Here is a 10,858-nt window from a genome sequence, read left to right on the forward strand (position 1 = left end):
GCATGTCAGACCAGCTCCTCCCGCCCCCGGGCGGGCCCGCAGCCCCGTACGACGCCCTGCTGCTGCTCTCCTTCGGCGGCCCCGAGGGACCCGACGACGTCGTGCCGTTCCTGGAGAACGTCACGCGTGGGCGCGGCATCCCGCGCGAGCGGCTCAAGGAGGTCGGGCAGCACTACTTCGGCTTCGGCGGGGTCAGCCCGATCAACGGGCAGAACCGGCACCTGCTGGACGCGCTGCGCAAGGACTTCGCCGAGCACGGGCTGGACCTGCCGGTCTACTGGGGCAACCGGAACTGGGCCCCGTACCTGACCGACGTGATGCGGGAGATGGCCGCCGACGGGCGCCGCCGGATCGCGGTGCTCGCCACCAGCGCCTACGCCTCGTACTCGGGCTGCCGCCAGTACCGCGAGAACCTCGCCGACGCGCTGGCCACCCTCGCCGAAGAGGGGGTGGAGCTGCCGAAGGTCGACAAACTGCGCCACTACTTCAACCACCCCGGCTTCGTGCGGCCGATGACCGACGGGGTGCTCGCCTCGCTGGAATCGCTGCCGGCCGAGGTCCGGGCGGGCGCGCACCTCGTCTTCACCACGCACTCCATCCCGACCGCGGCCGCGGACACCTCCGGTCCGCTGGAGGAGCACACGACGGGCGGCGCGGGCGGGGCGTACGTCAAGCAGCACCTGGACGTGGCCGGGCTCATCGCGGAGGCGGTACGGGCGCAGACGGGCAGCGACCTGCCCTGGGAGCTGGTCTACCAGTCGCGCAGCGGCGCCCCGCACATCCCCTGGCTGGAACCGGACGTCTGCGACCACCTGGAGGCGCTGCACGCGGCCGGAGCCCCGGCGGCCGTGATGGTCCCGATCGGCTTCGTCTCCGACCACATGGAGGTCCTCTACGACCTCGACACGGAGGCCACGGCGAAGGCGGCGGAGCTCGGACTGCCGGTCGCGCGGTCGGCGACGGTCGGGGCCGATCCGCGGTTCGCCGCGGCCGTACGGGACCTCGTGCTGGAGCGTGCCGCGGCCGAACGCGGCGAGCACGTGGAGCGGTGCGCCCTGGGGCGGCTGGGCGCGAGCCACGACCGGTGCGCGGTGGGCTGCTGCCCGGCGCGGGCGCCCCGGTCGGCGGCCGCGGGCGCGGACAGTCCGTACGCGTAGGGAGTGGGAACGTGATCTCTGAAGAGCTGAAGGCGGAACTGCTGGACGTCGGCCTGGACGCCGCCCGGCAGGCCGGGGCTCTGCTGCGCGACGGCCGGCCGGCCGACCTGGGGGTGGCGGCGACCAAGAGCAGCCCGATCGACGTGGTGACCGAGATGGACATCGCGGCGGAGAAGCTGATCACCGCCGTCCTCGCCGAGCGGCGGCCCGAGGACGGGCTGCTGGGCGAGGAGGGCGCGGACAGCCCCGGGACCAGCGGGGTGCGGTGGGTCGTCGACCCGCTGGACGGCACGGTGAACTACCTCTACGGGCTGCCGAGCTGGGGCGTGTCCATCGCGGCCGAGTACCGGGGCGAGACCGTGGTGGGGGTCGTGGCGGCGCCGATGCGCGGTGAGACGTACCACGCGGTGCTCGGCGGCGGTGCCTGGTCGGGCGGGACGCGGCTGGCCTGCCGGGGGGCGGCGCCGCTGGACCAGGCACTGGTCGGGACGGGCTTCGCGTACGTCCAGACCCGCCGGGCCCGCCAGGCGGAGGTGGCGCTTCGGATCATCCCGCGGGTGCGGGACATCCGGCGGGGCGGGTCCGCGGCCCTGGACCTGTGCGACGTGGCCGCGGGGCGGCTGGACGGCTACTACGAGCGGGGGCTGAACCCGTGGGACCTGGCGGCGGGCGAGCTCATCGCCCGGGAAGCCGGCGCGGTGACCGGCGGGCGCCCGGGACTCCCCGCTTCGGGCGAACTGACCCTGGCGGCCACCCCGGCCGTCTTCGCCTCCCTCCAGCCGCTGCTGGAGGAGGCCGGCGCCTGGCACGACTGAGGCCGCAGCCCGGCAACGGGCCCTCGACATGACGGAACCCCGGTCGCCCATGGGGCCGGCCGGGGTCCGGTGTGCGAGGGTTCGACGGAGCCGAGGTGCCGAAGGCCGGGTTTCCCGAGGTGACGGGTCAGCAGGCCGGGACGGAGAGCGGAACGCCGTGCTCGGCGGCGAGGCGCTGAAGGTCTTCCAGCTCCGCCTGTTCCACTTCCGCGAGGAAGTCGTCGCCCGCTTCGCGCGCCTGCATGAGGTCCGACTGCGTGGTCCTGATGCGCTGCAGGAGACCCGCGGTGAATGCGTCCATGGTGGGTTCGCCCCCTCTTCGTGGGTCGGCGGCGGCAGGTGGAAGTCCGCCGTCAGGGAGTGGATGGGGTGTGATCTCGTCCTCCCCGGCACTCTGGGCCCAGAAACCTCGCCAGGGCGGTGAATCCTCACTTCCGCCCCGCTCGCCCCCTGCGAGCGGCGCCTTACAGCCGGTTTACGGCTGAAACGGGCAGGATGGACGACGCCATACACGTGTGCCCTTCTGGGCTCGAAGGAAGGAAACGACGTGCGCGTACTCGTCGTCGAGGACGAGCAGCTGCTCGCCGATGCGGTGGCCACCGGCCTGCGCCGGGAGGCCATGGCCGTGGACGTCGTGTACGACGGCGCCGCGGCCCTGGAGCGTGTCGGGGTGAACGACTACGACGTGGTCGTGCTCGACCGGGACCTTCCGCTCGTACACGGCGACGACGTCTGCCGGAAGATCGTCGAGCTCGGCATGCCGACGCGCGTCCTGATGCTGACCGCCTCCGGTGACGTGAGCGACCGGGTGGAGGGACTGGAGCTCGGGGCGGACGACTATCTGCCCAAGCCCTTCGCCTTCACCGAGCTGACCGCCCGCGTACGGGCGCTCGGGCGCAGGACCACAGTCGCCCTGCCGCCCGTACTGGAGCGGGCCGGGATCAAGCTGGACCCGAACCGGCGCGAGGTCTTCCGCGAGGGCAGGGAGGTGCAGCTGGCGCCGAAGGAGTTCGCGGTGCTGGAGGTGCTCATGCGCAGCGAGGGAACCGTCGTCTCCGCCGAGCAGCTGCTGGAGAAGGCCTGGGACGAGAACACCGACCCCTTCACCAACGTGGTGCGGGTGACCGTGATGACCCTGCGCCGCAAACTCGGTGAACCGCCGGTCATCGTGACCGTGCCCGGTTCCGGATACCGGATCTGACCCGATGGCGACCACCCCCGCCCCACCAGCGGCGCCCCCGAAACCCACGTGGGACCCGCGCCAGCCCGAGGGGCCCTTCCCCTGGCTGCGGCCCACCATCCGCATACGCCTCACCCTGCTGTACGGCGGGATGTTCCTGATCGCGGGCATCCTGCTGCTGTCGATCATCTACCTGCTGGCGGCGCAGGCCCTGCGTGAGGGCAACGCCCTTCCGTTCAAGATCGTCGGGGGCCAGGACGTCAAGGTTTCCAGCAGCACCTGCCCCGGCGTGGTCGGCATCGTCTCCCACGACGACTTCAACGCCGCGATCAGCCAGTGCGTCCTCGAACAGCGCAGGCACGCCCTGGACGATCTGCTGAGCCGGTCGCTGATGGCCCTGCTGGGACTGAGCATCATCGCCTTCGCCTTCGGCTACGCCATGGCCGGCCGCGTCCTCTCGCCGCTCGGCAAGATCACCCGTACCGCACGCCGGGTGGTCGGCTCCGACCTGACCCGGCGGATCGAGCTGGACGGACCGGACGACGAGCTCAAGGAGCTCGCCGACACCTTCGACGAGATGCTCGACCGGCTGGAGCGGGCCTTCACGGCCCAGCAGAGGTTCGTCGCGAACGCCTCGCACGAGCTGCGGACACCGCTCGCGATCAACCGGACGCTCCTGGAGGTGCACCTTTCCGATCCGGGCGCTCCGGTGGAGCTCCAGCAGCTCGGCAAGACCCTGCTGGCCACCAACGAGCGCAGCGAACAGCTGGTGGAAGGCCTGCTGCTGCTGGCCCGCAGCGACAACCAGATCATCGAGCGCAAGCCCGTGGACCTGGCGGAGGTGGCCTCGCGCGCCATCGACCAGGTGCGCGCCGAGGCGGAGGCCAAGGGCGTGGAGATCCGCGGCGAACGCTCCCCGGCCGTCGTCCAGGGCAGTGGCGTGCTGCTGGAACGGATCGCCCTCAACCTCGTGCAGAACGCCGTCCGGTACAACGTGCCGGAAGGCGGCTGGGTCGAGGTCACGACCGAGGTCCAGCACGGCCAGGCGGTCCTCCTGGTGTCGAACACGGGTCCCGTCGTTCCCGCGTACGAGGTGGAGAACCTCTTCGAGCCCTTCAGGCGGCTGCGTACGGAGCGAACGGGCAGCGACAAGGGGGTCGGGCTCGGCCTCTCCATCGCGCGCTCCGTGGCGCGCGCACACGGCGGACGGATCCAGGCGATGCCGCGCGAGGGCGGTGGCCTCGTGATGCGTGTCACTCTTCCTGTGTGAGACCGCCACCCCATGTTCGCTACTGGCTGAATGTTTGCCCTATGAAGGCACCGTGCCCTGTGCGATCGATCACAATGCCCAGTGTCCGACCATGTGCGTTCAGTGATCCCTCGGGTCCCGGAAAGCCCGGGAAGTCCGGGTTTCCGGCGCCCATAATGGCGGGAAATACACGGGGTGGCGTTTGTGCAAGACGGCCCCAGGACCGTGTACGGTCCCGGTCGTCATCCCAGCCACTCGCTGCTCCAGGTGTGCGGCTGGGTGTCGATTGAGTAACAGACCTTGATGTGAGGCAAAATCTCCGCCTCAGGTCGGGCACAAGTCCGGCCTCTCGCGCGTTACGTGCGCTGAGACACCGCTAACACCCAGAGGGGGAGAGTGAACAATGGCAACGGACTACGACACCCCGCGCAAGACCGATGACGACGTCGACAACGACAGCATTGAAGAGCTGAAGGCTCGACGCAATGAGAAGTCGTCCTCGTCCGTCGACGTGGATGACTTCGACGCGGCGGAAGGCATGGAGCTTCCCGGTGCGGACCTCTCCAATGAGGAGCTGGCCGTCCGGGTCCTGCCCAAGCAGGCGGACGAGTTCACCTGCATGAGCTGCTTCCTGGTGCACCACCGCAGTCAGCTGGCGCGCGAGAAGAACGGTCAGCCGATCTGTCGCGACTGCGACTGAGAGGCCTCGGCCGTGGCTGGCTCGACACCCTTTCGGAAGCGTCGCTTCCGTAAGCGTGGTGATCAGGCGGAGGCGCAGGCGGGGACCAAGGGCCCGGCAACGGGTCCTGGAACCCCCGGCGACCCCGCCTCCGGGACGCCTGTGCCCTCCGGCGCCGCGGTCGCGGTGCCGTCGGGCGCGGAGGCCGACGAGAAGACCCGGCGGCGGTCCGGAACCCGTCGGCTCCACGCCGTCAGGAACGGTGTGCGCAAGGGCGGCGAAAGTGCCAGGGCCGCCGCCCTCTACATCACCGAGCGGATCATCGAGAACGCCCCCCGCGTTCCGGTTCGGGACCTCGCGACCCTGCGCGCGCAGTTCCCGGGCCTCGGCCCCGATCAGCTTGCCGACAAGCTGATCTCGGGCGCCGCCAACGCCACATCGGCCGTCGGCGCGGGCATCGGCGCGGCCGCCATGATGCCCGTCCCGCCCGCGATGCCGGCGGAGCTCGCGGCTGAGATCACCGGCGTGGCGGCCATCGAGCTCAAGCTCGTCGCCGAACTCCACGAGGTCTACGGCGTGCGGCCGCCCGGCGGCCTCAAAGAGCGCAGCCTCGCCTACCTCACCGCATGGACGGAGGAGCGCGGCGTCGACCTGACGAAGCCGACCACGCTCAACGCGGCGCTCGGCGGTCACATGAAGCGCGAACTGCGCCAGCAGATCATGAAGCGCATGGTCCGCAATCTGCCCAACCTCATGCCCTTCATGGTGGGCGCGGCCGTCGGAGCGGTCATGAACCGCCGCGATACGCGGAAACTCGCCGAGAAGGTGCGGGGCGACCTGCGCGGCCGCGCGGTGCCCTGGGAGGCACTGGAGGCGCTGCCGCCCCTGGAACAGCCCTCCCAGCCCCTTCCCGAGGTCACCAGGGCCGCACTGGAGGGTCCCGACAAGGGCTAGCCGGGTGCTAGGCGGGTGCTGGGCGGGGGCTAACCGCCGGCCTGGCCCGTGGGACGGCCGCTCGCGGGCCGGCTCTTCGCCGCGCGGATCGCCGAGACCAAGGCCTGCGGCTCGCGGGTGGACACGTAGACGTACGGGGTCGGATCGGCCGGATCGGTGACCTCGATCCGCACCGCCGTCGGGACGTAGCTGCGCATCAGCATGAAGGCGCGGGTGTCGGCCTTGTGCGTGCGCCAGGCGCGCGACTCCTCGGCGTCCAGGATCTCCGGCTCTCCCAGGGCAGACACCGGGATCCGCGCGTCCCCGGCCGCGAGCGCCCCGTTGACCACGCGCACGCGCGCGGAGCCGTACGAACTGACCACCAGGCCGGCCAGCGCGGTGCCCCCGACCAGCCCGGCCAGCAGCGGCAGCGTCCCCAGCGGCAGCAGCATCAGCGCGCACGCCAGACCGATCAGGGCGGCGATGGCCCACCAGGAGCGCGGGGCGGTCAGGCGTTCGTCGTGGTGCGCGGGGGAGAGCTGCATGGCGCCAAGCCTGCCACGAGGCGACCGGTGGGTAGCCGCGCGGGTAAGGTCTGCGGCTGTGAGTGGACGAAACACAGCGTTGACGCCGCCGGCCGATGCTGCGCCGCCGGTGCGGCACCCGGACGCCCCGGCGCCCGGCGAACTCCTCGGTGCGCACTACGAGTACTGCTTCGGCTGCGGCCAGGGCCAGCCGCACGGACTCCACCTGGAGGCCCGGGCGGGCGAGGGCGTGAGCATCACGGCCGAGTTCACCGTCAAGGCCGCCCACCAGGGTGCCCCCGGCCTCGCGCACGGCGGCGTCCTGGCCACCGCGCTCGACGAGACGCTCGGATCCCTGAACTGGCTGCTGCGCGTCATCGCGGTCACGGGGCGGCTGGAGACCGACTTCGTCCGGCCCGTACCCGTGGACTCCGTGCTGCACCTGACGGCCGAGGTCACCGCCGTCGCCGGACGGAAGATCTACTGCACCGCGGTCGGCCGGATAGGCGGCCCGCGGGGCCCCGTCGCCCTGCGCGCCGACGCCCTCTTCATAGAGGTGAAGGTCGACCACTTCATCGACAACGGACGACCCCAGGAGATCCGGGCGGCGATGGCCGACCCGGACCAGGTCAGGCGCGCACGCGCCTTCGAGGTGAACCCCTGATGTCCCAGAACGACCACGCACCGGTCGACGTGCTCATCCGCCGCGTCGACCCCGAAGTGCCCCTCCCCGCCTACGGTCACCCCGGCGACGCGGGCTGCGACCTGGTGACGACCCGGGCCGCGGAGCTCGCGCCCGGCGAGCGCGCCGTACTGCCCACGGGCGTGTCGATCGCCCTGCCGGACGGGTACGCGGCCTTCGTACACCCGCGTTCGGGGCTGGCCGCACGGTGCGGGCTCGCGCTCGTGAATGCCCCGGGGACGGTGGATGCCGGGTACCGTGGAGAGATCAAGGTGATCGTGGTCAATCTCGACCCTCGCGAGAGCGTCCGGTTCGAGCGTTTCGACCGCATTGCCCAGCTGGTTGTCCAGCGGGTCGAGAAGGTGCGCTTCCACGAGGTCGCGGAACTTCCCGGCTCGGCCCGGGCCGAGGGGGGTTTCGGCTCCACCGGCGGTCATGCGGCCGTGGCCGGATCCGGCGCTGGTCAGCAGGGTGGGAATGGCTACGCTTCGGTCGTAACCGACCGGGAAGGACAGTGACGTGTTCGGACGTCGCAAGAAGAACGACTCCGCCAGGGACGGCGGCGCGGCCGAGCAGGTCGCGGACCGCGCGTCCGCGCCGGGCGCCGGCGAGCGGCGCGACGCCGACGAGCAGGACGGCGGCGCTCAGCCGCGTCGCACGAACCTGCCCCCGGCACCGCGGCCCGACGGCCCCTGGGACGTGTCCGAGGTGCTCGGCAACCCGGCGGACGGCCGGGTCGACCTGGGCGGCATCCTCGTACCCGGCGTCGAGGGCATGGAGCTGCGCGTAGAGGTCGCCGGTGACGCGATCGTGGCCGCGACCGTCGTCCTGGGCGACAGCGCCGTACAGCTGCAGGCTTTCGCCGCGCCCAAGAAGGAAGGCATCTGGGGCGAGGTCCGCGACGAGATCGCCACGGGCATCACCCAGCAGGGCGGCATCATCGACGAGGTCGAGGGCCCGCTCGGCTGGGAACTGCGCGCGCAGGTGCCCGTACCGCTTCCGGACGGGCAGACCGGCGCCCAGCTGGTCCGCTTCGTCGGCGTCGACGGTCCGCGCTGGTTCCTGCGCGGTGTCATCTCCGGCCAGGGCGCGGTGCGCCCCGAGTCGGCGGGTGTGCTGGAGCAGATCTTTAGGGACACCGTCGTCGTGCGCGGCGACGGCCCGATGGCCCCCCGCGATCCGATCGTCCTGAAGCTGCCGAACGACGCCCAGATGGTGCCGGACGGCGTGCAGACGACCGAGGAGCAGGAAGGCTCCCGCTTCGGCGGCGGCATGGGCCAGCTGGAGCGCGGCCCGGAGATCACCGAAGTCCGCTGATCCCGGGCGGACGAGCTGTTTTCGGCCGGTGGGCCGTACCCCTTCGGAGGTGCTGCCCACCGGCCTTCGGCCTTCGCGGAGTACGCCAGGAAGGCGTGCAGGGCGTCAGGAAAGCGTCAGGGATGGGCCGCACCGCCCCCATCGGTCCCTGAGCAGCGCGGACGTCCCCGAGAATGAGCGCATGCGACGCGGCAGGAAGCGACAGGAAGCAGGACCTCGATGACCCGGGTGCTCGTGGTGGACGACGAGCCTCAGATCGTCCGGGCCCTCGTCATCAATCTGAAGGCCCGCAGGTACGAGGTCGACGCCGCGGCCGACGGCGCCGGCGCCCTGGAACTCGCGGCCGCCCGCCACCCCGACGTCGTCGTACTCGACCTCGGGCTGCCGGACATGGACGGCGTCGAGGTGATCAGGGGCCTGCGCGGCTGGACCCGCGTACCGATCCTGGTCCTCTCCGCCCGGCACAGCTCCGACGAGAAGGTCGAGGCCCTGGACGCGGGCGCCGATGACTACGTCACCAAGCCCTTCGGCATGGACGAGCTGCTGGCCCGGCTGCGCGCCGCCGTCCGGCGGGCCGAGCCGTCCGCCGGCGCGGGCGACGGCGAGGTGCTCGTGGAGACCGAAGGCTTCACGGTGGACCTGGCCGCGAAGAAGGCGGTGCGCGCGGGGCGCGACGTACGCCTCACGCCCACCGAGTGGCACCTGCTGGAGGTGCTGGTGCGCAACGGCGGCAAGCTGGTCAGCCAGAAGCAGCTGCTCCAGGAGGTCTGGGGACCTTCCTACGGCACCGAGACGAACTATCTGCGGGTCTACATGGCGCAGCTGCGCCGCAAGCTGGAGGCCGACCCCTCGCACCCGCGGCACTTCATCACCGAACCGGGCATGGGATACCGCTTCGAGAGGTAGCCTGCGCGCCGGTACGCTTTCGGTATGAGTGCTGAACCGCGTTCCGAGAAGCCCGCGAAGCCGGCCCGGCAGGCAGGCAGGTTCCGCCGGATGATCGAGCGGCTGTCCACCTCGCAGGAGGAGCTGCACTCCGCGGAGCTGCAGGAGGACAGCGAAGCCGCGGGCTGTACGCGGATATGCGACTGCCACGACCGCCAGATAGTCAAGGTGACGGGCACCCTGCGTACCGTCACCCTGCGACCGCGGGCGGGAGTCCCCGCCCTGGAGGCGGAGCTGTTCGACGGCTCGGCCGCACTGGACGTCGTCTGGCTCGGGCGTCGCTCGATCGTGGGAATCGAGCCCGGCCGCCGCATGATCGCTTCCGGACGCATCTCGCTGAGCCACGGCCGTCGGGTGCTCTTCAACCCGAAGTACGAACTCCGACCGCTCGGACAGGAGCACTAACCGGTGACGTCACTCGACAAACCGACCACCCCAGAGTCCGCAGGCGCCGCCGCCGATCAGAAGGCGGTGACGCAGGCCGCGCTCTTCGACGCCTTCGGGGGCGTCCGCGGCACCGTGGAGACGATGCTCCCCGGACTGCTCTTCGTCATGATCTACACGGTCAACCGGGACGTGAAGATGTCCGCCATCGCGGCGGGCGCGGTCGCGGTCCTGCTGGTGATCGTGCGGCTGCTGCGCAAGGACACGGTCAAGCACGCGTTCAGCGGTGTCTTCGGCGTCGGCGTGGGCGTGGCCTTCGCCCTCTTCACCGGCAGCGCGAAGGGCTTCTACCTGCCGGGCATGATCTACGGCGTCTGCCTGGGCGCCGCCTTCACGCTCTCCGCGCTGGTGGGCTTTCCGCTGCTGGGCGTGATCCTGGGCCCGGTGTTCAAGGAGAACCTGTCCTGGCGCACGCGCAACCCGGGGCGCAAGAAGGCGTACACCAAGGCCAGCCTGGCGTGGGGGATCATCTTCCTCGCCAAGTACGCGATCCTCTTCCCGCTGTACTGGTGGGGTGACGCGACGCAGCTGGGCTGGGTCCTGATCGCGCTGAAGCTGCCGCCGATGGTGCTGGCGGTGTACCTCACGTGGGTGTTCCTGGCGAAGGCGCCGCCGCCGATCGATGTGATCGCGGAGTGGGAGGCGAGGGACGCCGCTGCCGCTGCCGCTGCCGCCCGGGAGCGGAAGGCCTGAGCCGCTGCTGCTGCCGTGCGCTGCTGCCGTGCCGCAGCGCGGGAGCCACGCCGAAGGGGCGGGACGACCGTGGGCGGTTTCTAGCGGTCGTTGCAACACGTGGTTGGTTTGATCAAGCTGCGAGTAGTTTATGCAGGCGCTCGGTTGGGGTTTCCCAGCCGAGCGTTTTGCGTGGGCGGCCGTTGAGTTCGGCGGCGACGGAGGTGAGGTACTCGGGGGTGTGGGCGGACAGGTCGGTGC

14 protein-coding genes and 1 pseudogene are annotated in these 10,858 nt (G+C 71.2%); 12 read left to right on the forward strand and 3 right to left on the reverse strand.

What is annotated here, in order from left to right; translation table 11 throughout:
* Nucleotides 1-2 precede the first annotated feature (2 nt).
* The gene (locus tag ACWDX7_RS17365) at nucleotides 3-1,157 is read left to right on the forward strand and encodes a ferrochelatase (protein ID WP_451493151.1); all 1,155 of its coding nucleotides are present in this window, start codon (nucleotides 3-5) and stop codon (nucleotides 1,155-1,157) included.
* Between the two features lie 11 nt (nucleotides 1,158-1,168).
* Entirely contained in the window at nucleotides 1,169-1,972 is an 804-nt protein-coding gene (locus tag ACWDX7_RS17370) for an inositol monophosphatase family protein (protein ID WP_451493150.1), read from the forward strand.
* Nucleotides 1,973-2,099: 127 nt separating this feature from the next.
* Here ACWDX7_RS17370 and ACWDX7_RS17375 read toward each other — a convergent pair whose 3' ends face one another.
* Complete coding sequence (locus ACWDX7_RS17375; RefSeq protein ID WP_451493149.1) at nucleotides 2,100-2,273, reverse strand: hypothetical protein; 174 nt, start codon at nucleotides 2,271-2,273, stop codon at nucleotides 2,100-2,102.
* A 246-nt stretch (nucleotides 2,274-2,519) separates the two neighbouring features.
* Here ACWDX7_RS17375 and ACWDX7_RS17380 point away from each other — a divergent pair, with 246 nt between their 5' ends.
* The 4 genes from ACWDX7_RS17380 to ACWDX7_RS17395 all read left to right on the forward strand — a co-directional run bounded on the left by ACWDX7_RS17380 (nucleotide 2,520) and on the right by ACWDX7_RS17395 (nucleotide 6,034).
* Nucleotides 2,520-3,173, forward strand: coding sequence for a response regulator transcription factor (locus tag ACWDX7_RS17380; RefSeq protein ID WP_030036265.1), 654 nt, complete (start codon nucleotides 2,520-2,522; stop codon nucleotides 3,171-3,173).
* Between the two features lie 4 nt (nucleotides 3,174-3,177).
* Nucleotides 3,178-4,422, forward strand: a complete 1,245-nt coding sequence (locus tag ACWDX7_RS17385) for a sensor histidine kinase (protein WP_451493148.1) — start codon at nucleotides 3,178-3,180, stop codon at nucleotides 4,420-4,422.
* A gap of 382 nt (nucleotides 4,423-4,804) precedes the next feature.
* Entirely contained in the window at nucleotides 4,805-5,101 is a 297-nt protein-coding gene (locus tag ACWDX7_RS17390; RefSeq protein ID WP_030154344.1) for a DUF4193 domain-containing protein, read from the forward strand.
* Between the two features lie 12 nt (nucleotides 5,102-5,113).
* Nucleotides 5,114-6,034, forward strand: coding sequence for a hypothetical protein (locus tag ACWDX7_RS17395; protein WP_451493147.1), 921 nt, complete (start codon nucleotides 5,114-5,116; stop codon nucleotides 6,032-6,034).
* A gap of 29 nt (nucleotides 6,035-6,063) precedes the next feature.
* Here the strand turns inward: ACWDX7_RS17395 and ACWDX7_RS17400 are convergent, their stop codons facing one another.
* Nucleotides 6,064-6,558 (reverse strand): DUF3093 domain-containing protein, encoded by a 495-nt coding sequence (locus tag ACWDX7_RS17400; RefSeq protein WP_451493146.1) that lies wholly within the window; start codon nucleotides 6,556-6,558, stop codon nucleotides 6,064-6,066.
* A 58-nt stretch (nucleotides 6,559-6,616) separates the two neighbouring features.
* Here ACWDX7_RS17400 and ACWDX7_RS17405 point away from each other — a divergent pair, with 58 nt between their 5' ends.
* From ACWDX7_RS17405 to ACWDX7_RS17430, 6 genes are all read left to right on the forward strand, one after another.
* Nucleotides 6,617-7,201 carry a PaaI family thioesterase gene (locus tag ACWDX7_RS17405; protein ID WP_451493145.1) on the forward strand — a complete coding sequence of 195 codons (585 nt, stop codon included), beginning with the start codon at nucleotides 6,617-6,619 and terminating at the stop codon, nucleotides 7,199-7,201.
* Nucleotides 7,201-7,737: a dUTP diphosphatase gene (dut, locus tag ACWDX7_RS17410; protein WP_451493144.1), complete on the forward strand. Its 537-nt coding sequence runs from the start codon at nucleotides 7,201-7,203 to the stop codon at nucleotides 7,735-7,737. Before ACWDX7_RS17405 ends, dut begins: the two co-directional genes overlap by 1 nt.
* A 1-nt stretch (nucleotide 7,738) precedes the next feature.
* Nucleotides 7,739-8,536 (forward strand): DUF3710 domain-containing protein, encoded by a 798-nt coding sequence (locus ACWDX7_RS17415; RefSeq protein WP_451493143.1) that lies wholly within the window; start codon nucleotides 7,739-7,741, stop codon nucleotides 8,534-8,536.
* 219 nt (nucleotides 8,537-8,755) lie between these two features.
* A complete protein-coding gene (locus ACWDX7_RS17420) occupies nucleotides 8,756-9,442 on the forward strand; it encodes a response regulator (RefSeq protein ID WP_451493142.1) in 687 nt (228 codons plus the stop codon).
* A gap of 24 nt (nucleotides 9,443-9,466) precedes the next feature.
* Nucleotides 9,467-9,886, forward strand: a complete 420-nt coding sequence (locus ACWDX7_RS17425) for an OB-fold nucleic acid binding domain-containing protein (protein ID WP_451493141.1) — start codon at nucleotides 9,467-9,469, stop codon at nucleotides 9,884-9,886.
* A gap of 3 nt (nucleotides 9,887-9,889) precedes the next feature.
* Complete coding sequence (locus ACWDX7_RS17430; RefSeq protein ID WP_451493140.1) at nucleotides 9,890-10,618, forward strand: DUF3159 domain-containing protein; 729 nt, start codon at nucleotides 9,890-9,892, stop codon at nucleotides 10,616-10,618.
* A gap of 112 nt (nucleotides 10,619-10,730) precedes the next feature.
* Here the strand turns inward: ACWDX7_RS17430 and ACWDX7_RS17435 are convergent.
* Nucleotides 10,731-10,858, reverse strand: a pseudogene (locus ACWDX7_RS17435) (IS30 family transposase); the annotation flags it as partial.

The organism is Streptomyces sp. NPDC003034 (assembly GCF_053591375.1).

What these genes read in the sequence shown, in the direction of transcription:
- ACWDX7_RS17390 (WP_030154344.1), top strand. Translation starts at nt 4,805, where the DNA reads ATGGCAACGGACTACGACACCCCGCGCAAGACCGATGACGACGTCGAC.
- dut (WP_451493144.1), top strand. Translation starts at nt 7,201, where the DNA reads ATGTCCCAGAACGACCACGCACCGGTCGACGTGCTCATCCGCCGCGTC.
- ACWDX7_RS17400 (WP_451493146.1), bottom strand. Translation starts at nt 6,558, where the DNA reads ATGCAGCTCTCCCCCGCGCACCACGACGAACGCCTGACCGCCCCGCGC.
- ACWDX7_RS17385 (WP_451493148.1), top strand. Translation starts at nt 3,178, where the DNA reads ATGGCGACCACCCCCGCCCCACCAGCGGCGCCCCCGAAACCCACGTGG.
- ACWDX7_RS17365 (WP_451493151.1), top strand. Translation starts at nt 3, where the DNA reads ATGTCAGACCAGCTCCTCCCGCCCCCGGGCGGGCCCGCAGCCCCGTAC.
- ACWDX7_RS17420 (WP_451493142.1), top strand. Translation starts at nt 8,756, where the DNA reads ATGACCCGGGTGCTCGTGGTGGACGACGAGCCTCAGATCGTCCGGGCC.
- ACWDX7_RS17425 (WP_451493141.1), top strand. Translation starts at nt 9,467, where the DNA reads ATGAGTGCTGAACCGCGTTCCGAGAAGCCCGCGAAGCCGGCCCGGCAG.
- ACWDX7_RS17375 (WP_451493149.1), bottom strand. Translation starts at nt 2,273, where the DNA reads ATGGACGCATTCACCGCGGGTCTCCTGCAGCGCATCAGGACCACGCAG.